We start from the raw sequence: 24,011 nt of genomic DNA on the forward strand, positions 1-24,011 counted from the left end.
AAACAAGAGCAAAGATTTACATTGCAATTTCAACGATAAATTCTGTACCTTCACCGAGAACAGAGTTGCAACTCAATTTGCCACCGTGAGTTGATTCAACGATTTGCTTTGCGATCGCCAACCCTAACCCCGTTCCTTTACCTACACATTTCGTAGTAAATAAATGGTCAAAAATCTTTTGTTTTACCGATTCACTCATTCCCTGACCATTATCTGCAATAGCAATTTTTACAAAATTATTTTCCACTGAAGTGCTAATAGTAATTTGGTTGGAATTGGCTTGAATATCTTCAAAACTTCGCCCAATATTCGACTCATCTATTGCATCAATAGCATTAGCAATAATATTCATAAATACCTGATTTAATTGTCCGGGAAAACATTCAAGTGGCGGTAAATTGCTGTAGTTAGTGATAACTTCAATTGCCGGACGTTCAGGGTTAGCTTTGAGACGATGTTTCAAAATTAAAATCGTGCTATCAATACCTTCGTGGATATTAAAAGGCACTTTGTAATCGCGATCGGCACGAGAAAAAGTTCTCAAACTGGTGCTGATGTTTTTCAGCCTGTCGCACGCCATCGTCATCGAATCAAGCATTTTTGGCAAGTCTTCTAAGCTATATTCCAAGTCAATTTCTGACTCGTGGTCGAGGATTTCTTCACTCTTATCGGGTAAAGTTTCTTGATAAAGTTTCAAGTGTTCGACAATATCGGCGATCGTGGGTTTAGCTTGTTTAATACTGGCAGAAATAAAACCCAAAGGATTATTCATTTCGTGGGCTACCCCAGCAACTAAGTTACCCAAAGCAGACATCTTTTCACTTTGGATAGTTTGTAATTGGGCGTTTTGCAAATCAGTTAGTGCTTGTTCTAAGTCGAGTGATTTTTGCTCTAAAGCAAGTTCAGCAATTTTGCGTTTGTGAAGTGCTGCTTGCTGTTCGCTAATATCCAAAAATAAGCCATCCCAAACCATAGACCCATCAGCAAATTTTTGGACTCTTGATTCACCATGAATCCACTTGATAATTCCAGAGGGTGTAACAATTCGTCCAGACCATTGCCAAGGAGATGAGGCTTGAATCGAATCAATCTGGGACTGCTGATAACTCACGACATCATCTGCATACACCAGATTGTTGAAAAACTGCCAATTAGATATGGCTTGCTCTGGGGTAATTTCCAGCAAGCTGTAACAGTCGGCACTAATGTAACTCAACGATATAACCCCATTGGCACTCATGCTGTATTGATAAACTACTCCAGGTACATTGTTTACTAAGTTATGAAAGCGAGACTGTGCAGCACTCAATTCGGTAAACGATCGCTCTAATTGTTGGGCATATTCTAAGGAACGTTCGTAAAGTCGAGCATTTTCCAAGGAAATTGCAGCTTGAGCGCAGATAAAATTCAGGAGTTCGATGCGATCGCTGGTGAACGCACCTGTTGCTAAGTTATTTTCTAGATATAAAATGCCTCTCAACTTGCCTTGATGCAAAATCGGGCTACACAAAATACTCTTGGGCTGCTGACGGATGATATAGGGGTCGTTGGCTAAGGTGGAATCTGCTGTTGCATCCAACAGGACAATAGTCTGGCTGTTGTGCAAGACTTTGTAAATGAGCTTTTGGGGAATATCCTGACTCTCCTCCACAGGAATTTTCTGCAACACTACTGGTTCTGTTCCCAGAGTCATTGACCCTTTAATCAACAGGCGACTGTCTCGCAACAGCATTAACACGCATTTATCAGCCCCAGCATTTTCGATGACGATTCTCAGTAACGATGCAAGCAGTTTCTCCAGTTCGATTTCACTGGAGATAGTGTGAGAGGCTTTGAGAATCGCTTTTAAATCTAGGATATCTGAGACACTACTGCTAGAACTCGTAGAACTTGTGGAGGTGACAGTCCCCAAAGCGAAGATGGTTTCGTTAATTGAAAAGGCCGAACGAGTTTGCTGTAATATGGGGGCAAGTAATTGCGGATAGCGTTTTTCCAAATCGGCAACTTTGGCTTTTGCACCCCATTTGGCGTAACAATAGTAAGCTTCTTGCATATAGCCGGCGGCAACTTTTGCTTTACCCCAACCCAGGTAGAATTTAGCTGCCAGTTCATTAGCTAAGGCTTCTTCTTGGATGTAGCCATTGGCTTTAGCAAAAGAAATAGCGCGATCGTAATAATCCCCTGCTGCGTAATTGTTGCCTAATACCCGATATTTTTCTGCCTCTACCAAATCCACTTTATGCTGGTAATTCATGGGTGCATGATGCGCCCATTGCTGTAACCGGGTTTGGTTTTCTGTTACACTCTGCAATGCTGCTGATGTTTCTTCTAACTGTGGATTCAATTGTGCCAAAGTCAGCAGCGAATCATAAAGATAAAATACTGGTTCGCTGACTAATCCTGCACCAGCCATAAAATAGCGCCTGACTTCAATAGCATGATTTTTCGCTGGCTCAATTTCTCCAAACAAGAAACAAAGCATTAATTTATACAAATGGAAAATATACAATCCATATCCATCATTGGTAGATTGTAGCTGCTGGAGAAATTCTGTTTCTTCAAGGGCTTTCCCAGACAAAAGGGTTGTATGTTCTGAAAAACCCAGCAGATTTAAAACCGGTTGCCAATAAATCCGACAATAATTTGCGGTTGTCAATTGATTTATTTGCATCAAACTATGGCAGTAAGCGCAAATATCCTGCTCTAAGGTAGCCAGGGGTTGATTACACCAAAAAGAATTAAGACAAAAAGTGTGCCCATTATATCCAGCAAGTACTAGGTTTCCAAATTCTAGGGCACTGGTGTAACCTTCTTGCAACATGGGTAGTGTTTCTTTAACGTGAGATTTGCGGTGTACGATAAATATCCCCAAAATCATCAAAATCTCTGTCTTACTCGCTTTGGCATCGAGTTTTGAGATAATCTGGAGTGCCAAAGAACCAAACTGTGTTCCTGTATCCACGACTTGGAAGAAATTGCAGAGAATATTGCCATAGTTCGCATAGCCGAAAGTAGAAGTCGATGTGTTACCGTACTGAATCGAGAGTTTAACGGACAAAGTATTCAGCAATGGGTACAACGTTGAGCCAGTGAGGTAAGCTGCTGGGCTGATGATATTGACAATCTTGAGAGTAGCGAGTTTTTCTGCATCCCTCATCTGTGGTAAGTGAACCAAATCGGCAATTTGCCGATCGCCAATCAGTTCCTCAATCTCTTGGATTTCCTGTTGCAAATCTGATGGTGTGGGTGTTTCAGGAAAAGTAGCACCAAGCTGTTGTAAGACTGGTTGGGCGATCGCGATCGCTGAGGTCAATTTACTTTGGAAAATATGCGATTGAATTCTAATGCAATAAACATTAACCTTTTCTAATAAAGAATGTGCCTGTTGAATAACAGTATCAATGAACTGTTCCATCACCTCAAAATTACCATTTAGCAGTGCTACTTCTGCCGCTAATTCATGCAAGGCGAGGGTCATTTCATACTGCTGCTGCCAAGTATTTTCTCCTAACAAAGACAATCCCACTGTGATATATTCACGCGCTGCTTGATAGGCGGTGGAATTTTTGGCTTTGCGAGATGCAATCAAATTAAGTTGTGCTAGTTCATCTCGTTGAGTTTGTTCGCTAATTAAAGCCGTGCCGTAATTTAATTGATTGACGATTTCAAAAATCCGGTCTTCTCTTGCTTGTGCGGAAATCTGTTGCAGCAGCAGTTGTCCGATTTGGTAATGAGTCGTCTGTTTTTGGTCATCAGGAATCAGGGAATAAGCTGCTTGCTGTACTCGGTCATGTAAGAATTTGTATGTAACAATCAGTTGATTTTCCGATGTACGTGCTTGATTTTCTTGCCCGACATAAAACTTATAAACATCACCAATTGGTAAAATCAACCCTTCTTGCAAAGCTTTCCACAAAGCCGCAGCCGTCTCAATTTCCGATTGCTGCGAAACAATCGCCAAAGTTGCTAAATCAAAAGAGTTGCCAATACAAGCCGCTAATTGCAAGACATCTTGAGTTGATCGCGGTAATTTTTGCAGTTGCAAACTCATAAAAGTTACAACGTCATCTGTAACTGCTTGAGCTGTCACTTCTGATAGATTGCATTGCCAACAGCCTATCTCAAAGTCAAATTGAATTAATCCATCTTGATGTAATGCTTTAAGAAACTGTGTGGCAAAAAATGGATTTCCTTGAGTTTTTTGATAAATCAATACAGAAAGATTCCATGCTAAATCTTCTGAACATTTGAGCGTGTCAGCTACTAACTTATTTACTTGTACTTGGCTCAGTGGTGCTAAAGTAATCGTATTAATCTTTGCTTGTGATTTCGCAATTTCATTCAAAGTCAACATCAATGGATGTGTTGGATTGACTTCGTTATCGCGGTAGGCACCGATAATAAAAAGATGACTTGTATCAGCCATTAATAGCTGCATTAACTTCAGCGATGCCGAATCTGCCCATTGCAAGTCATCTAAAAATATTACTAAGGGATGTGATGCACTGGTAAAGACTTGGGTAAACTTTTGGAATAATAAATTAAAGCGATTTTCTGCCGCCGTTCCTGATAACTCTATCGCTGGTGGTTGTTCGCCAATAATTCTTGACAGTTCGGGAATGACTTCAATAATTACCTGCCCATTTTCACCAACAGCCTCTAATATTTTAGTTTTCCATTGCTGAATCTGGACATCACTTTCTGTTAATAATTGCTCCATTAAATCCCGGAATGCTTGCACAAAAGCACTGAAGGGAATTTTGCGTTGAAATTGGTCGTATTTACCTTTGATAAAATAGCCGCGTTGTCTGACAATTGGTTTATGGACTTCGTTGACAACCGCAGTTTTACCAATTCCAGAAAACCCGGCAACAAGCATCATTTCTGTTGCACCAAGACTGACTCTATCAAATGCTTGCAGTAGAGTTTGAACTTCAGCTTCTCGTCCATAAATTTTATCAGGGATGAGGAAGCGATCGCACACATCATGCTGTGCAATTTCAAAGGATTTAATTTCACCAGTTGCTTCTAGCTGCTGTAAACAATTCTCTAAGTCAAACTTTAATCCTAATGCACTTTGATATCTATCTTCAGCATTTTTCGCCATCAATTTCATGACAATCTCACCCAGAACTGAAGGAAGTTCTATTTTGGAATTACTTAACTTTTCTGGGAGTTTTGCCAAATGAGAATGTACCAACTCCATTGGGTCATTAGCTTGAAAAGGTAACTCTCGTGTAAGTAATTCATAAAAAGTTACACCGAGGGAATAGAAATCTGTGCGATAATCAATCCCACGATTCATTCTCCCTGTTTGTTCTGGAGATATATAAGCTAGCGTTCCTTCTAAAACATTAGGATTAACTAGTGTTTGGGTTTCTCGTGGGAGTAAAGATGCAATACTAAAGTCAATTAATTTAACTTGTTTGGTTTCGGGATTAATTAATATATTGCTGGGTTTAATATCTTTATGAATGATGCGCTCGCGGTAGAGTATATCTAATGTGTTGCAGAGTGCGATCGCAAGAACTAAAAATTCTTGTAGAGATTCTCGGCTTTGGCTGAGTTGCCATTCTTTGAGGGAGATTCCCCCAAAATCTTCCATTACCAGCGCATAGCCATTTTGATAGGCTTGGAGGCAGTAGCTTTGGACGATTAGCGGTGAGTTGAGATTTTTCGCAATGGTGTACTGATTGCGAAACGACAAAAGTTCGCTGAAACTGGGATATGGATTTTTCAGTAGTTTAATTGTTACTGGTAATGAGTCACTCTCTCGATACCCTCGATAAACCAGCGTTCTCGAACCATTGTAGAGTTCTTCGCTAACCTTGTATCCAGGAATATTTACAAAAGTGCTAACCATGCTGCTAAATCTTTAAGACTCCAAATTTAGTATTCCCAGATGTCTGAAGTTGTTTACTAAACGAGCCAAAAATTATACTTAAATTTCAACGATAAATTCTGTCCCCTTACCCAGAACTGAGTTAAAATGCAATTTTCCGTTGTGAGTCTCTTCGACGATTTGTTTTGCGATCGCCAACCCTAACCCCGTTCCTTTACCTACAGATTTTGTCGTAAATAAATGATCAAATATTTTTGATTTTACTTCTTCAGTCATTCCCTTACCATTATCTGCAATTGCAATTTTCAATAGCTTGTTTTCGACTGATGTTGTAATTTTAATGCAATTAGGATTGGCTTTAATATATTCAAAACTCCGCCCAATACTCGACTCATCTAAAGCATCAATCGCATTAGCAAGAAGATTCATAAACACTTGATTTAATTGTCCGGGGAAGCATTCAATTTCAGGTAAATTGCCGTAGTTAGTGACAACTTCAATCGCCGGGCGTTGGTCGTTGGCTTTCAAACGATGTTTGAGAATGAGAATGGTACTATCAATACCTTCGTGAATTTTGAATGGCACTTTATAATCTTTATCGGCACGAGAGAAAGTGCGAAGACTAGTGCTAATATTTTTCAGGCGATCGCACGCCATCCTCATCGAATCAATTACTTTAGATAAGTCTTCTAAACTATATTCCAAATCAATCTCTGCGGCATGTTCTTCGATTTCTTCACTCTTGTTTGGGAAAGTTTCTTGATATAATTTCAGATGTTCGGTCAGATCGGTAATTGTGGGTTTAGTTTGTTGAAGACTAGCAGAAATAAAACCGAGAGGATTATTCATTTCGTGAGCAACACCAGCAACTAAGTTACCCAACGCAGACATTTTCTCACTTTGAACAATTTGTAATTGCGCTTGTTGCAAGCCAAGTTCGGCAATTTTGCGATCGCTGATATCTAAAAACAATCCATCCCAAACCAATGAGCCATCCGGGCGCTGTTCAACTCTAGATTCGCCGTGAAGCCATTTGACGATTCCTGACGGAGTGACGATTCGCCCTTCCCACCACCAGGAAGATCGAGCTTGAACGGTGTCAGTGTAAGTTTGTAGGTAAGAAGCCACATCATCTGGATGTATCATTTTGTCGAGAAAATCGGGATCGGCAGCAGCTTTTTCTGGGGTAATTTCGTACAAGCTGTAACAGTCGGCACTGATGTAGTTTAACGAGAGGATGCCATCAGCACTCATCTGGTATTGACAAACCACCCCAGGCACGTTGTCTACTAAGTTGTGGAAGCGAGATTGAGCCGTATTCAACTCCTCAAGCGATCGCTCTAGCTTTTGAGCATATTCTAAAGAACTTTCATAAAGTCGAGCATTTTCTAGAGAAATTGCCGCTTGAGCGCAGATTAAATTTAGGAGTTGGACGCGTTCGCCCTTGGCGTTGGCGGAGCCATCGCTTGTGAACGCTCCCGTTACTAAATTATTTTCTAGATATAAAATGCCTATAAACTCACCTTGATGTAAAATCGGGCTGCACAAGATACTAGAAGGCTGCTGACGAATGATATACGGGTCGTTGGCTAAGTTAGGATCGGCTGTTGCATCAACTATTACGGCAGTCTGCTTGTTGTTCTTGACTTTGTAAATCAGCTTGTGGGGAATGTCCTGGCTATCCTCAACCATAAGGTGCTGCAACACGACTAGCTTTGAACCCTCAATCATTGAGCCTTCGATCAGTAGGTGTTCGTCTTGCAAGAGCATTAACACGCACTTATCAGCTCCCGCATTTTCCATGACGATTCTAAGCAAAGATGAAAGCAATTTGGATAGTTCGATTTCGCCTGAGATAGTTTGAGAAGCTTTGAGAATGGCAGCTAAATCCAAGGAATCGGAGATGCTGGTGGAAGAACTGGTAGAGGTAACTGTTCCGGTGGCGAAGACAGTTTCGTTCACCGAGAGAGCAGTACGAGTTTGTTGTAGGATGGAAGCCAGCAGTTGGGGATAGCGTCTTTCCAAGTCGGCAACTTTGGCTTTGGCTCCCCAACGAGCATAGCCATAGTAGGCATGGGTGAGGTAGTCTTGGGCAATTTTTTCTTTGCCCCAATCGAGGTAAAATTTGGCTGCCAGCTCATTAGCTAATGCTGCTTCATGGGTATAGCCGTTGGTTTTAGCAAGAGCGATCGCGCGATCGTAGAACTCCACAGCTGTGGCTCGTTGGTGCAGAACCCGCGCTGTTTCTGCCGCAACTAAATCAGCTTTATGCTGAAAGTTCTCTGGTGCATGGGTAGCCCACAAGGTAAGTCGTTGCTGTTGCAGCTCCACATCAGCTAACCGTTGGGCTAACGTGGCAGAGTCAGCAGTTGGCTGGAGGGACAACAAGGCTAATGCCCGATAGAAAGGAATCTGAGTGGTGACGAATAATCCAGCGCCACCCTGTTCATATTGGGTAGCCAACTCGGCACAGGTAAGCGTGACCTCGTAATCATTAAATAGATAATGCAAGATGGTTTTTGCAGTATAGAACAAAAAGAGTGCTGTAAAGGCATGGGCTGCCTCCATCGGAGCCACTTGTTGCTGCTCGTTGAATCTCTTCCCAATCAGTTGTTTGGGGTCAGCCACATCCCCCATCAAATTCTCGACAAACTGTCCCCACAAGGAAGTGATAAAGTATGAGATTTCCTGTTGCAAACTTTGGGTGGTTGAATGTAGTAGTCTTGTTTTTTATAAAAATTAGCAAATGGTTCTCCTATAGTGCAAATATTCATGCAATACTGAGATGCACAATAACAAGCATATTCAAGATCGCCTGTTTCTAATCCTGTTTGAACACTGTTCGCCAGACACTCAATGCGATCGCGTTCTCTTTCTTTCCAGTGCCGAATGAAACCATAAAAGACGTTATTAACTTTACAGGTCAACTCAGCATTTTCATTCTGCTCCAACACATACATCGCTAATGTACCAAAGCGATAACCTAATTCGAGATCGGCAGCGGTGGCACAGAGCGACATCCCATAGAGCGAATAAGCTAATGCACCCAAGGCTGAGTTGCCATGAGTGACGGACAGATTCAGCATGGTCACAATTACTTTAGGCAATAATTCAGGATTGGTAAAGAGGGCTGGTGCCCAGAGATTACTCAGTAAGCTCAATGCTGCTTGGATGCGGCGATCGCTGAGGGCGGGTAGGGTATAGAGCCGATCGACATCAAGGTTGGGTAAGGGGGCATCGTCGAGGGGAATTTCCAGTAATGCCAGCACTTTTAGACCCACATCTAATGAGGCGGGAAACTGTTTTTGGGCAACCAACAGTTGAATTTGAATTTCGTAGGCTTTGAGGCGATCAAGAATGGTTTGGGCTTGCTGGATGACGATTTCAATCTGCTGTTGGGCAGCAGCAAATTGGGTATTGAGATAGTAAACTTCTGCCAGTAGGGTATGCAGTTGCAGCATCAGTGAATAATGGATTTGCCACACATCGGCACTCATTAAACCAAGCGCAGTTTGCAAATACCCACAGGCGGCATCATAGGCCACCGATGCTTTGGCTTTTTGCGCCGCTGCTAAATTCATCTGTGCTAAATCTTCCCGTTCTTTGGCATCTTGCAGCAGGGGAATCCCCGCATTCAACTGGTTAATGATATTGAACAGGTTTTGCTCTCGCTCTTGTGCCGATGTATTTTGCAAGAGCAACTGCCCGATTTTGAGGTGGGTGGCTTGTTTTTCATCCTCTGGAATCAGGGAATAAGCTGCTTGCTGTACTCTGTCGTGCAAGAATTTGTAAGTAACAGTCTGTTGATTTTCTAATGTACGTGCAAGACTTTCTTGCCCAATATAAAACTTATAAACATCGCCAATCGGTAAAATCAACCCTTCTTGTAATGCTTTCCACAAAGCAGCAGCCGTCTCGATGACTGATTGTTCCGAAACAATTGCCAATGTTTCTAAATCAAAACAATTGCCAATACAAGCAGCTAGCTGCAATACATCTTGAGTCGAGTGCGGTAGTTTTCCTAACTGCAACCCCATGAATTCAACAACGTTATCCGTAACCGCTTCAGTCTTCACTTGTGCAATGTCACATTGCCAACAGCCTAACTCCACATCAAATTGAATCAGTTCTTCTTGATGCAATGCTTTGAAAAACTGTGTGGCAAAAAATGGATTTCCCTGAGTTTTTTGATAGATCGATATAGAAAGATTCCATACCAAATCTTCTGAACATTTGAGCGTGTCAGCAACTAATTGATTGACTGTGGCTTGACTTAATGGTGCTAAGGTAATTGTATTAATTGTGAAGAGTGTCTTTTGTAGTTCCTTCAAAGTCAATACTAATGGATGTCCTGGTGTCACTTCGTTATCACGGTACGCACCAATAATGAAAAGATGACTTGTATCAGCCATTAATAGCTGCATTAAATTCAGTGATGCTAAATCTGCCCATTGCAAATCATCTAAAAACATTACTAAGGGATGATCTGCACTGGTAAAGACTTTAGTAAAATTTTGAAAGAGTAAATTAAAGCGATTTTGTGCTGCCGTTCCTGATAATTCCACTGCGGGTGGTTGTTCGCCAATAATTCTTGATAATTCGGGAATGACTTCAATAATGACTTGCCCATTTTCGCCAACCGCTTCTAAAATATTATTCTTCCATTGCTCTAGTTGGACATCACTTTCGGTTAATAATTGCTCCATTAAATCCCGGAATGCTTGCACAAAGGCACTGAAGGGAATATTGCGTTGAAATTGGTCAAATTTACCTTTAATAAAATAGCCGCGTTGTCTGACAATTGGTTTATGCACTTCATTGACAACCGCTGTTTTCCCAATTCCTGAAAACCCAGCTACCAGCATCATTTCTGTTGCACCAAGGCTGACTCTATCAAATGCTTGCAGCAGAGTTTGAACTTCAGCTTCTCGTCCATAAATTTTATCAGGGATGAGGAAGCGATCGCACACATCCCTACTTGCAATTTCAAAGCTTTCAATCGAACCCGTTTTTTGTAGCTGATGTAGACAATTCTCTAAATCAAACTTTAATCCCAAAGCACTTTGATATCTATCTTCAGCATTTTTCGCCATCAATTTGCTGATGATTTGTGAGATAACCGAGGGAATTTCGCAATTAATTTCGTGTACTAATAGTGCTGTTTTGGCAATATGAGAATGCACCAACTCCATTGGGTCGTTGGAGGCAAAAGGTAATTCTCCTGTAAGTAATTCGTAGAAGGTTACGCCGAGTGAATAGAAGTCTGTGCGGTAGTCTATCCCCCGATTCATTCTGCCTGTTTGTTCGGGGGAAATGTAAGCAAGTGTCCCTTCTAACACATTGGGATTGACGAGGGTTTGGGTTTCTCTTGGCAGTAAAGATGCAATACTAAAGTCGATTAATTTAACTTGTTTAGTTTCGGGATTAATTAATATATTGCTGGGTTTAATATCTTTATGAATGATGCGTTCCCGATACAATATATCTAAGGTCTTGCATAGTGCGATCGCAATTTCTAAAAACTCCTGTAAAGATTGTAAATTACCCCTAAATTTCCATTCATTGAGAGAAATCCCGCCAAAATCTTCCATCACCAATGCATAGCCATTTTGGTAAGGTTCTAGGCTATAAGTTTGAACTATTAGAGGTGAATTCAGATTTTTGGCAATGGTGTATTGATTGCGAAATAACAAGAGTTCGCTGAAACTGGGATAGGTATTTTTCAGTAGTTTAATGACTATCGCTAAAGAGTCAGTTTCTCGATATCCTTGATAAACTAGGGTTCTCGAACCATTGTAGAGTTCTTCAGTTATACGATATCTGGGAATCCTAACAAAAGTGCTGACCATACTGCTGAAAAAGTTACGATTTACAGAGATAGTATTCCCAGATATCTCAAGTGATTTAGAAACCAGAATAAAAGTTTACATCGGAATTTCAATGATAAATTCTGTTCCTTCACCCAAAACAGAGTTGCAACTCAATTTGCCGCCGTGGGTTGATTCGACGATTTGTCGGGCGATCGCCAACCCTAAACCTGTACCTTTACCTATAGATTTTGTCGTAAATCAATGGTCAAATATTTTCGATTTTATTTGTTCATTCATTCCCTTGTCATTGAAAGCAAAAATTTTGTTATGAATCCAAAACTCCTGTCACAGTTTTAACTGGTAACGTAATGACAAACTCTGTGATTTTTGCTAGTACAGAAGTGCAGTTCAGCTTGCCACACTGAGTTTCCTTGATAATTTGGCGTTAGCGTTCGCAAAGCGTCTCGTAGAGAAGCTCACCGAAGGTATCGCTAGCTTTGTTAATTTTTATAACTCAAGCTTGATGAAAAACCGTGCCTAACACTAGCTAACAAGAGTAACTTATTAACAGTTGCACAGGTAGATACACTTAAGTTAATCTTTAAACTATCTATGGGTACTCCAATTAAAGGCAGATTTAGAATCAATCGACAACAATACAAAAAATGATTAACTATTAACTTAATGATTAACAGACGCCAATTTTTAAAAGGGGTGACAGCACTTTCTAGCTTATCTTTAGGTGGTTGTGGCTGGAGGCTGGCTGAAGTACGTGCTAATTCTAATACCAATAGTCAGCGCGACCAACTTTATATCTTTACCTGGACGCAATATACTGACAATCAATTATTGAAAACTTTTAGCGCTCAAACTGGCATAAAAGTGCTGGCAGATGTCTATGATTCCAATGATGTCATGCTGGCTAAATTGCAAGCTGGAGGCGGTGGCACTTACAGCATCATCAATCCATCTGATTATATGGTGCAGAAGATGGTAGACAAAGGTTTGCTAACAGAAATCAATCACGATCGCTTAATCGGTCTAGAGAATTTATTTCCCCGGTTTGAAAATCCTAGTTACGATCCCAATAACCGCTATAGTATCCCTTTTAACTGGGGGACAACAGGTTTACTTTACAATTCTGAAAAAATTAAAGATGTACCCCAAGACTGGGATTACCTTTGGCAAAATCAAGAGCAACTTAATCAGCGAATGACTTTGCTCAATGATGTTCGAGAAGTGATGGGTGCAACCTTACGAATGCTCGGTTATTCTTACAACTCAAAAAATGAACAAGAAATCAAACAAGCTTATGAAAAATTGAAAGCTCTAAAACCTGCGATCGCCCGTTTTGACACCGACGCTTGGCAAAATCAAATTCTGGCAGGAGATTTATTATTGGCAATGTGTTATTCAGCAGATGCAGTGAAAATCTCTCAAGAAAACCCTAAACTCAAATATGTGATTCCTCACAGTGGTTCTTCATTATGGACAGACACTATTGTAATTCCCAACACAGCCCCCAACCAAGCTGGAGCCTATGCTTGGATTAACATGATTTTGCAACCAGAAATCGCAGCCCAAATCACTCAACGCCTGAATATTTCTACGCCGAATAGCGCTGGATTTGAGCAATTACCAAAAACAATTCAAAACAACACTAATTTGTTTCCGCCAGAGTCACTGTTAAAAAATTGTGAACGTGTTACACCTGTAGGAGAATTTGAAGAGGTTTACGATCGTTATTGGACTCAATTAACTAGCAGTTAAAAGAATTAGGAGTTAAGAGTAGAGACGCGATTAATCGCGTCTGTACAGGAGTTAGGAGTGATTAATTTGGAAAAAAATGAAATTTCTAAAATAGAAAAGTTGCAGTATCCCGTGAGAAATTGGCTGCAACCTTTGGTATTGCTTGCACCATCTGGGATTTGGTTATTACTTTTGTTGGTGCTGCCAGCTTTGATCATTTTCGAGTTAAGTTTAGTTGCAGATATCCGACCGGGAGATTTGGTCAATCCCAACGGATTCAAAAACTACATCCGAATATTTGACTCCCTTTACGTGCAAGTAATTTGGCGATCGCTATTTTTTGCGTTTGGCACTACGATAATTTGTTTAATTTTGGGGTTCCCCGTCGCCTATTGGATTGCTCAAATAGCACCGCAGCGTTGGCGAAATTTGCTGCTATTAGCCTTTGTTCTCCCTTTGTGGACTTCTTCGTTACTGCGTTCTTATGCTTGGATTACAATTCTTCGTCCTACTGGTTTATTAAACAGTTTACTCAGCAATTTAGGCTTGCCTACTTGGGAATTACTTAACAATAGTCAAGCTGTATTGATTGGCATGAGTTACAGCTTATTACCTTATATGGTTTTAATTTTATATGCTTCTCTCGAAAAACTAGACAAGCGGTTGCTAGAAGCCGCGGCTGATTTAGGTGCAAATCCGGTGGAAACTTTTTTCCAAGTAACCGTACCGCAAATTTTTTCGGGAATTGCGGCTGCTTCCATGCTTGTATTTATCACAGGATTGGGGGATTTTGTCGATCCAGAATTACTCGGTGGTGCTTCTAGTATGACAGCAGCGCGGTTAGTTTATAATCAGTTTCTTGGAGCAACCCAAAATTGGGGATTTGGTTCAGCCTTGAGTATGACGTTAATTTTGCTTGTTAGTATTGCGATCGCACTTTTAATTAAGTTTGGCGAAGCTACACCCAAACGTTAAAATTTTGGTCACTCATTTATAATAAAGGCATCAAACGCCAACGAGACAACGGTTATGCTCTCACCCGATCTCAAAAATGCGTTACCAACTACCGATGAACTTCCCTGTTCAGACGATACCCCAGTGGATAACGAAGACCAAAACTTTTTGCCCAATATTTTACTCTTCTTACTTAACTCCATTTGGGCAAATCGCATGGATTGGTACTTCGGAGTAGATATGGGAGTGTATCACACCACAGGAGTAAATCCCAGAGTACCTGTAGTCCCAGATGCTTTTTTAAGTCTGGGAGTAGAACGGAAAAAGGGTGGTAAATCACGCAAAAGTTACGCAGTTTGGGAAGAAAATGGGATAGTTCCAATATTCACATTAGAAATGGTATCCCATACTCCAGGAGGTGAATACGACGAAAAGCTAGATATATATAGAAAACTCGGCGTATTGTACTACGTAATTTATAACCCTGAGTTTTGGCGACGCGACCAACATCAACCCTTGGAAGTGTATAAGTTGCTCAATGGAAACTACCAATTACAAATAGGTGAACCTTATTTGATGCCAGAGGTGGGTTTAGGTATTGGGCGACACCAAACTGTAATTGGCGGCATTCAACAGGAGTTTTTATGTTGGTATGACGAGCAAGGAAAGCGCTATTTGACAGATGCAGAACAGGCACAACAAGAACGACAAAGGGCTGAACAATTAGCCGAGTATTTACGTTCTCTAGGTGTAGATCCAAATAATTTACCTCATAATTCGTAATTCGTAATACTCGCCAAAGGCGAGAAGCAAGCTACGTAATTCGTAATTAAAAATTGTTAATTATTTTTCACTATGAGTAAACGATCTAAATCATCTGTATTATTGTTCATTAACTCTTTAATTTTAGAGATAAACTCATGCTCTAAAAAAGGCTTGGTTAAGTAAGCTTTTGCACCTAATTCTTTAGCAAGCTGGCGATGTTTTTCAGCGCTGCGAGAAGTAAGAATCACAACCGGAATTTTTGCTAAATTTGTGTATTGGCGGAAATTGCTCAACAACTCAAAACCATTCATTCTTGGCATCTCTAAATCGGAGACGACAACTTGAATTTCAGGATGTAACTGCAATTTTTCTAGAGCTTCTACACCATTTTGAGCTTGTATTACTTGATAACCAGATTTTTGGAGAGTTAGAGAGAGAGTTTGCCGGAGACTAATTGCATCATCTACTACTAAAACAACTTTTGGTGATTTATAATCTGGCTCTTGAGAATCACTGGATTGGGTTTCTATAGTTGTTGTGGAAGTCGATGCCGCAAGTAATAGTGTAGATGAAAAAGTATGCCCTGATATTGGCAAGGCTTTTATATTTGACACAAAAGCTACTGGTAGGGGTCTGATATCAAGTGTTGTTTGTTGGATTTCGCTAGATTTTATCAACAACAAAGCATCAATTACTAAAATGAGATTACCATTAGCTAAACTACTACAACCATAAATGTATTTTGGCGGTGCGATCGCATTTCCTAAAGGTCTGATTACCAGTTCTTGTTCGCCGATTATCTGGTCAACTTCTAAAGCAATCTTTCCCTGATTTCGCTGTAGCAAAAGCACCGGATTCTTTGCTATGCTTGGGTTTGAAGTATTTGAAGTATTGTATGGAGTCTCATTATTAATAAATGAACCATTATAATTAATCAACTTTGAAAGTTGACGAAGGCTGACCATAGTCTCATCATTGTCTATATTCAAATGTAATACTTTTTTCCCTTCAATTTCTTTAATCTGTTGTTCGGAGGGAATCAATATTTTTTCGATACTGTCTAACATCAGACCATAAACAACACCTTTGGCTTGAACTAGCATTAACTTCTCTGTAGTCATAGAAAAAGGAATTTTGAGGATGAATATTGTTCCTTGGTTGGGTAAGGATTGAACTGAAATCGAGCCGTTGAGCGCGTGCATTTGAGTACGCACAATATCTAAACCCATACCGCGCCCAGAAATTTCACTTACTTTATTTGCAGTAGTAAATCCAGGCGAAAATATCAAATCTAAAAGTTCAGGTTCAGCCAGACTAGAAGCATAGTTTCTAGTTTTTTCTTCAGTTTGTATGGGATAAAGTTCGGCAGCTTTTCTACGAATTCTGTCTAAATTCAATCCCTGACCATCATCACGAACTTCTATAACAGTTTGGCTACCCTGATGATAAGCGCAGATTTCGATTAAACCTTCTTCTGGTTTACCAAGCTCTCGGCGAACTTGCGGAGCTTCAATACCGTGGTCAAAAGCATTACGCACTAAGTGTAACAAAGGATCGTAGAGCTTTTCTGCGATCGCTTTATCTACCAGTACTTCACTACCAGTAAGTTTCAATTCAACAAGTTTGGCATGGACATTCCCCAATTTATTTACCATATGAGGGAAACGATTCAGAATATTGCCCAAAGGCGACATTCGTGCTTCGACTAAGCTATCTATAATATTAAGAGTTAAATTCTCTTTTTGATCGCTAATTTGACTAGCTTGTGTCAGAAGCAAGTCAAGAGATTCTGTGGTTTCTTGTAGTTGCAGTGTCTCTTCTATTGCTTCATGCAATGTCATGTGAAATTCTGTATATACATCCATTTCTAGAGAGTCAAAATCCACTGCAAAACTTGGCGTTTGTTCTGATGTAATGTTTTGTATTTGTAAAGGTAAATCGCGTAACTCATTTAAAGTTGTTTGGTGTCTAGTGAGTTGTTGTACTAGCTGCTCAATTATTTCTTTGACTTGCTCATCTTGTAAACTACGCCGTTTTTGGGAAATCAGCAATTCTCCTGCTAGATAATTGAGGTGTTGCAGTCTCTCTGTATCTACGCGAATAAATGAAGGTTGGCGAAAGTTTTTAGTTTGAACATACTGTGATTTATCTTCTATCTCTTTGTTGATTTGTGTAGCTATATCAGGCATGACTTCAATAGCTGTTTCCGAAACTTCTATAACTATCTGCTCGCTGACAGTTAATGAATCAAGCTTTCCTGAATAATTATCAGTCTGGGTTGTTACGACTTCAATAGCAAGATTTTGCCTAGCTTCTTCTCCCCATATTGCTTCTAGCAAGTTATCAGTTGATTGAGAAAATACAATCTCTTTAATCACTAACAGATTTTGTAACTTTGGACTATCAAGCCAATTTTTTTCTTCGCTAGTAACAGGAGGATAACTTTTATATTCTTTTGCTAATTTGTGAATTTGGTTTTGTAATAATTTAATTGCTGAAAGGTGGCTATCAGATGCTTTCAAAGAATACTGAAATTTTGCAACTGCAAATAGGATAATTAAGATTATGCCACGTCGATAAATACAAAGACTTTGACTATCTTCTTCATCTTGAACAAAATCAAGAAAGTCTTTTAGCCAGTTTTCGATATAATTAAGCAGATTTTTTATTTCTAACCTGGGAACTAGTAAAGTCAAACTGAGTTCAACTTCTGGTATTTGCATCTGGTGATTAAACCAGCCATAAATGTAGCGAATTACTTTTAAATAAAACTTGGCGGTTTTTGGTTTTACCGATTCGCTCTTATTGTTATCAGATGTAGTGAGAAACTGATAAAATTGTTCTTCATCAATGATAAATCTGTCAGTAAATGAATTATTTGGGAATTTTTCAGATAACTCATTATTTTCCATTACTGCGAGTTTTTGCAAACCTGATGAAGGTTCTCCACCAGATGTGCGATCGCCTGCTAATACTAATTTTTTTGCTTGTTGTAAATCTACTAGGGCAATTTCTGCAATTTGCTGTACCTGGCTGGGATTTGCTTGCAGCGCTGAGAGAATAGTTTGGGAAATATCTCCCAATCCAGGTAAATTTAAAGATTCTGCCAAACCCAGAAATACTTCAGCTTGAGAGTGTAAAAAATCGATAAATTCGTCATTATTTGGGGGATTGTTAATAACGTCAGTAATAGTGTTTAGACGTTGTTCTACTCCTACTTCAAAAACAGATTGTACAATATCAAATCCCAATTCTTCAGAAGTGGGGATATGAGATTCAGCACCAAATGCATCACCCAGCTTTTCTTGCAACTGTGCGAACACTGAAGTCGCTCGGTGAAGCAGTTCTTCGTCATTAACAGTACTACCTACTAATTCAGTATTTAAGGCTATACTCAAACACTCATAAGCTTGTAATAAAAGTGTTTGTAATTCTGCATCAACTACCACTTTTGGATTGTATAAAGCCTTAAATACATCTTCTAAAAAATGTGCGATCGTCTTAATTAATTCTAGCCCAACATTAGCTGCACCACCTTTAAGTGTATGAGTGGCTCGCATTAGATTGTGAATTTTAGCAATGCTATAATCTTCCGACAAGCTAAATAGTTCTTGTTCAATAATTTTGACTAATTCTGGGGCTTCAGCTAGAAAGTAGATGTAACCTTGTTGGCGAATTTCGTTATCTGTAATCATATTTTAGATTTTTGATTTTAAATTTTGGATTTTAGATTTGTTGCGTAAAGTTTTAATTGATGCAACTGTCATTGCCAGAATTTCGGTATTTTTTAACATCAAGCTTTTCACTTTTTCCAGTGGTAATAAACCAACCTCAACAACAAGTTCCATCCAATAAAGACTTTCATCGGCTTCTTCCTCTACCAAACTGAGTTTAGCAATGACATCGGCGGTTGACTTACCACGACAAGCTGACCGATAGTTAGCTCCCACAGATGTTGCTGAACGGATTAGCTGCTTGCCAATTACATCTGCCGTTTTGCTCTGTGGGAGAGCTTCTACTAAGCGGATTGCTCGCAATGCTAGCTGCTTTGTTCTCCGCTTAAAATCCTCCTCATTCATAATCCAAAATCCAAAATCTAAAATCTAAAATTCATTTGACTTTAAACTTACTAGCAGTTGTTAATAACTCTTGCGCCATTCCTGATAACTCTTGGAAGACGGTAGCAATTTCTTGAGATTCAGCAAAAGTTTTATCGGCAATTTCTGCGACATCTTGCATTGATTTAGTTACTGTTACAGATTGCGCCATTTGGTTTTGAGTCGCTGCGGTAATTCGCTCGATTAGCTGACTAATTTCGGCAGTCGCAGAAACGATCGCATTTAAGTTTTGGCGAGTGTCACTAACAAGATTTGTGCCTTCTACTACCTGCTGAATACCAGTTTCCATTGCTACTGCAACTTCTCCGGTTTCTGCTTGAATCTCCTGAACTAATTTTTCAATTTCGATGGTTGCTGCTGCTGATTGGCGAGATAAAGAACGGACTTCATCAGCCACAACTGCAAAGCCTTTGCCATATTCACCAGCACGAGTAGCTTCAATGGCTGCATTCAAAGCGAGTACGTTTGTCTGTGTGGCAAAATTACCAATCAAATTCACCACTTTGGAGATTTTTTGTGAGGATTCGCTGAGGCGTTTAATCTTTTTGCTGGTTTGAGCAACGGTTTCACGAATTCCTTGGATTGCTTTGACAGTCAGGTTCATGGCAGTATCGCCAGACTCTACAGTTTGATTGGCTTTTTGCACTGCTAGTTGTACTAACTCAGCATTAGCTACTACAGCTTGAGTAGAGTCCACCATCTGTTGAATGTCACCTAAAGCTGCGGTAATATCCTCAGACTGTTGTTGTGCCAAATTAGTTAGTCCCGCTAGTGAAGACTCGCTATTGCTAGAAGTTTGGGCAACTTGTTGAGCAGCCCCTTGTACTTGAACAACAATTTGCCGCAGTGCTTGCAGAGTATTATTGTAAGCATCTGCGATCGTCCCTAGTTCGTCTTCTGTAATCGGCGCGCGTACTGTTAAGTCGCCGTTGAGAGCGGGTCTAAGGGCTTTTAAAAGTTGAATAGATCGTTGTTGTAGTAACTCCTTGGCTGCCTTTTCTCGTGTTGCTGCTTCTGCTAATTTTGCTGACTGCGCTTGTACTTGTTGCAAATATTCGGTGTGTTGTAATGCCAGTCCTAACTGGCTGCCAATACGTGCTAACAAAGTAACTTCTGATTCTTCCCAATCACGAGTTCCGGAATTTTGATAAGCTGCCAGCAATCCCCACAATTGTTCGCCAGCAAATACAGGAACAATTACATAAGCTTTGGCTTCAAATTGCTCTAAAACTTCAATGTGGCAAGGAGAATGACCTACCTGATAGATATCATTTACAACAAAGTTTTCCCCTTGGGCATATCGACCTCCTTGAGTTTCTTGTAAGTGGGTATCTTCCCAGACGGTTTTGATATCGGGGCCTACCAGTTTTACCCAAAGATGACCTGCTGACTCGGCGACAAATTCACCACTCCAGTTGGGATTGAAGCGATACACGGCAACGCGATCACATCGCAGTAATTGTCTGACTTCTTGAGTAGTTGTTTTGAAGATTTCTTCTACATCTAAAGATTGCCGGATGCGGTTACTGATCTTGGTGAGAGCTTTCTCTTGTTCTGCTATTTGAGCTAGTTTCTCAGATTTAACTCGCACTAATTCCAAATAGTCTATCTGTGATTTAGCTAAACTAAATTGCAAGCTAGTCTGAACCAAAAAGTTCACTTCCCAGCTTTGCCATTCACGGAAGCTAGAGTTTTGATAAGCTGCCAGCAATCCCCACAATTTATCCCCGAAAAATATCGGAACAATGATATAAGCTTTGGCTTCAAACTGCTCTAAAATCTCAATATGGCAGGGAGCTAGCCCTACTTCATAAATGTCATTAACGACAAAGTTTTCACCTCTGACATACCGACCTCCCTTGGTTTCTTGCAAGTAGGTATCATCCAAAACGGTTTTAATATCAGGGCCTACCAGTTTTGTCCAACCAGTACTCACAGACTCAGCCACAAATTCACCACCCCAGTCAGGGTTAAAACGATAGACAGCAACGCGATCGCATTGTAGTGATTGACGCACTTCTTGAGTGGTTGTTTTGAAGACGCTTTCTACGTCTAAAGATTGTCTGATGCGGTTGACTATCTTAGTGAAAACTTTCTCTTGTTCAACTATTTGAGCTAGTTGGTTAGATTTTTTCTGCACTTGTTCGAGATATTCTGCTTGTGAGATAGCTACACCAAATTGCAACCCAATTTGAGTTACAAAGGTTTCTTCCCAAGGTTGCCAATCACGAGGCCCAGAATTTTGATAAGCTGCCAACAAACCCCATAATTTTTCTCCAGCAAATATGGGTGCAATGATGTAAGCTTTCATTTCATACTGCTCTAAAATGTCAATATGACATTGAGAATGGCCCATTTGATAAATGTCATTAACTACAAAGCTTTCACCCTTGGCATAACGTCCTCCTTGAGTATCTTGTAAGTGGGTATCTTCCCAGACCATGTAAAAATCAGGGCCGACCATTTTTATCCAACCGTTACCCACTGACTCAGCGACAAACTCACCACTCCAGTCAGGTTTGAAGCGATAGACACCAACGCGATCGCATTTTAGTAATTGGCGTACTTCTTGAGTAGTTGTTTGAAAAAGCTTATCGACATTTGATACCCGCAGAATTTTGTCGATGACTTTAGCTACCGATTTTTTTGCTAGTAGCCGCTGTTGCTGTTCTTTTTGGAATTCAAAGCTTTGTAATTTGTAAATTAGTTCTGTTGTCAGTTGAGATAGTAGGCTAATTTCTACTTCTTGCCACTGCCGCTTTGAGTAGCAATTATTGACTGCTAGTAAGCCCCACACTTTACCTTCTACTACAATCGGTAAACTCAAACTAGCTTTAATTTGAAATTTATCTAGCAGCTGCTTTTGATAAGGGGTAAGTTGAATCTGATTGATATCGTCAATAACTACAGCTTCTACATAGTCTTGATTGGTATATAGACCAAAAATAATTCCAGGAATATTTTCGCCTAAAGTTGGAGTCCAACCTAATGTTCTTGATTCGGCTAAAACATTACCTGATTCTCGCGAAGTAAACTGATAAATTAAGGCGCGATCACAGCCAATCTTTTCTCTAATTTGTGCTACAGTAATTTTAAGTAATGTATCAATGTTTGGGGCTTGGCGCATGTGAATTGCGATATCTTTCATCTGTCGCCGCCAAGTTTTAAATTCTTGAGCGATCGCACTTAACAAAGATATTTCACTACTAGCAATATTTGCTATATTAGCGTTACCATTCTGATTTTCTAATTCAGAAATTAAATGCTCGTTATCATGGCTATTGTTATACAAAAATGTCATTTGATTAAACCTAAAAATTGTGATAGGTAATAAATTGATATGTGGCAAGCGATATTTTTCTAGTATTTGCTGATTAAGAGTTAGGAATTTTCAAAAATCACATCTTACTAAATATTCAATTATGAATTCCCCATGCTGGAGCTTGAATAATAGTTTTTGCATCCAAATTAAAAATTATCTCCTCTAAATCATTAATAAAATATCCCTGTAAAAAAGGTGATAATTTAGGATAAAATAATTCAGCAGTTGCAGGTTTCATTTCTTTAGGATCTAGCCATTCAATATCTATTAGCTGTCGTACCAAAAGTCCCAAATACTTACCCTTATTTTCCAGAACAATTGCCATCATTTTTGAAAGTAAATTTGGCCCTTGCGAAATAGTAGGATAACCTAACATTGCCTCTAAATCAACTAACCAAAGCATCTCACCACGCCAGTTATAAATACCTAAAATGCTGCTTGGCATCTGAGGAACACCACATACTTCTGGTAATGATACTTGTAAAACTTCTGTGATGTGTTGTAGAGAAATGACGGCTGTATCACTTACTCCCAAATTAAAACTTAAAAACTTTTGCTGGGTTTCCAAAGCTATCGATCCTTTGTCCTTGATGATTTATCTCTAGCCACTATTTGCAGTTATTGTTGATTCTTGAAGAAATTATATTTAAAAAATAGTGACTTATAGAATTTATTGACTTATGAAATTTTTACTAATTAAGTAATCGCTTTAAAATTACCACTAGTTCATCTCGATCGATCGGTTTTGATAGATAACCATCAGCGCCTAACATATTACCCCAAATTTTATCCACATCACTATTCTTTGTAGAGCAAAAAACCACAGGTATCTTGCTAGTATCGGGATTATTTTTCAGTTCTCGGCAAATTTCAAAGCCACTTTTTCCTGGTAAAATTACATCGAGAAATATTAAATCTGGCTTATTTTTATCTATTTTGTCTTGAGCCTCTTCACTACTAGTGGCGCTAATCACAGAATAACCTGCCTGTTGCAAGTAACGGCTGATTATTTCCATATCTGTTAAGCCATCTTCAACAACTAAAACAGTATTCATGGCAACTACTCATTAACTTTTTCTCAAAATGTAAACAAAATATACAAATCCTCAATGATTTCTCAAAAAGACATGGAAGGGACTAGAGACTAGCCCTAACCCCTTTGCCCTAACCAATATTTCACAAATCAAATAGGACTGCTATAAATACAAAAAATTGTATTTGTCTAATTTTGATTCAATCTTTATTTATAAACCTCAGAAAAAGTACGTAATAAACATAATTTTATTAAATATAATTTTTAATATAAAATAATTTGATAACCTAATTTAAATTTTCAAGTTTTGATTGAATTTTCAAACATGAATAATAGCTAAATAGTTGAAAGGTAATAATACACCTAAAGGGCTAAAACAATGACAAAAAATGATTTGAATAATAAAGGTAATCTAACT

At 39.4% G+C, this 24,011-nt stretch carries 9 protein-coding genes and 2 pseudogenes; 3 read left to right on the plus strand and 8 right to left on the minus strand.

Going from position 1 to position 24,011, the window contains the following annotated elements; genetic code table 11:
* Positions 1 to 16: 16 nt before the first annotated feature.
* From RMY32_RS12570 to RMY32_RS12580, 3 genes and pseudogenes are all read right to left on the minus strand, one after another.
* The gene (locus RMY32_RS12570; RefSeq protein ID WP_322713466.1) at positions 17 to 5,863 is read right to left on the minus strand and encodes an AAA family ATPase; all 5,847 of its coding nucleotides are present in this window, start codon (positions 5,861 to 5,863) and stop codon (positions 17 to 19) included.
* Positions 5,864 to 5,941: 78 nt separating this feature from the next.
* Positions 5,942 to 11,691 (minus strand): annotated as a pseudogene (locus RMY32_RS12575) (AAA family ATPase).
* 75 nt (positions 11,692 to 11,766) lie between these two features.
* Positions 11,767 to 11,961, minus strand: a pseudogene (locus RMY32_RS12580) (ATP-binding protein); the annotation flags it as partial.
* Positions 11,962 to 12,336: 375 nt separating this feature from the next.
* On the opposite strand from RMY32_RS12580, the gene RMY32_RS12585 reads away from it, so the two are divergent.
* The 3 genes from RMY32_RS12585 to RMY32_RS12595 are packed head-to-tail and all read left to right on the plus strand — an operon-like array spanning position 12,337 to position 15,138.
* A complete protein-coding gene (locus RMY32_RS12585; protein ID WP_322713468.1) occupies positions 12,337 to 13,422 on the plus strand; it encodes a spermidine/putrescine ABC transporter substrate-binding protein in 1,086 nt (361 codons plus the stop codon).
* Between the two features lie 60 nt (positions 13,423 to 13,482).
* Positions 13,483 to 14,376, plus strand: a complete 894-nt coding sequence (locus RMY32_RS12590) for an ABC transporter permease (protein WP_322713478.1) — start codon at positions 13,483 to 13,485, stop codon at positions 14,374 to 14,376.
* A gap of 54 nt (positions 14,377 to 14,430) precedes the next feature.
* Entirely contained in the window at positions 14,431 to 15,138 is a 708-nt protein-coding gene (locus tag RMY32_RS12595; RefSeq protein WP_322713469.1) for a Uma2 family endonuclease, read from the plus strand.
* A gap of 56 nt (positions 15,139 to 15,194) precedes the next feature.
* Here RMY32_RS12595 and RMY32_RS12600 read toward each other — a convergent pair whose 3' ends face one another.
* From RMY32_RS12600 to RMY32_RS12620, 5 genes are all read right to left on the minus strand, one after another.
* Positions 15,195 to 18,815 (minus strand): response regulator, encoded by a 3,621-nt coding sequence (locus RMY32_RS12600; protein WP_322713470.1) that lies wholly within the window; start codon positions 18,813 to 18,815, stop codon positions 15,195 to 15,197.
* Between the two features lie 3 nt (positions 18,816 to 18,818).
* The gene (locus RMY32_RS12605) at positions 18,819 to 19,199 is read right to left on the minus strand and encodes a four helix bundle protein (protein WP_322713471.1); all 381 of its coding nucleotides are present in this window, start codon (positions 19,197 to 19,199) and stop codon (positions 18,819 to 18,821) included.
* A 31-nt stretch (positions 19,200 to 19,230) separates the two neighbouring features.
* Complete coding sequence (locus RMY32_RS12610) at positions 19,231 to 22,539, minus strand: GAF domain-containing protein (RefSeq protein ID WP_322713472.1); 3,309 nt, start codon at positions 22,537 to 22,539, stop codon at positions 19,231 to 19,233.
* Between the two features lie 115 nt (positions 22,540 to 22,654).
* Positions 22,655 to 23,128: a chemotaxis protein CheW gene (locus tag RMY32_RS12615; RefSeq protein WP_322713473.1), complete on the minus strand. Its 474-nt coding sequence runs from the start codon at positions 23,126 to 23,128 to the stop codon at positions 22,655 to 22,657.
* Between the two features lie 124 nt (positions 23,129 to 23,252).
* Entirely contained in the window at positions 23,253 to 23,615 is a 363-nt protein-coding gene (locus tag RMY32_RS12620) for a response regulator transcription factor (protein WP_322664528.1), read from the minus strand.
* Positions 23,616 to 24,011 lie beyond the last annotated feature (396 nt).

Origin of the sequence: Nostoc sp. ChiSLP03a, from assembly GCF_034531215.2 — a bacterium.
GTDB lineage: Bacteria > Cyanobacteriota > Cyanobacteriia > Cyanobacteriales > Nostocaceae > Nostoc.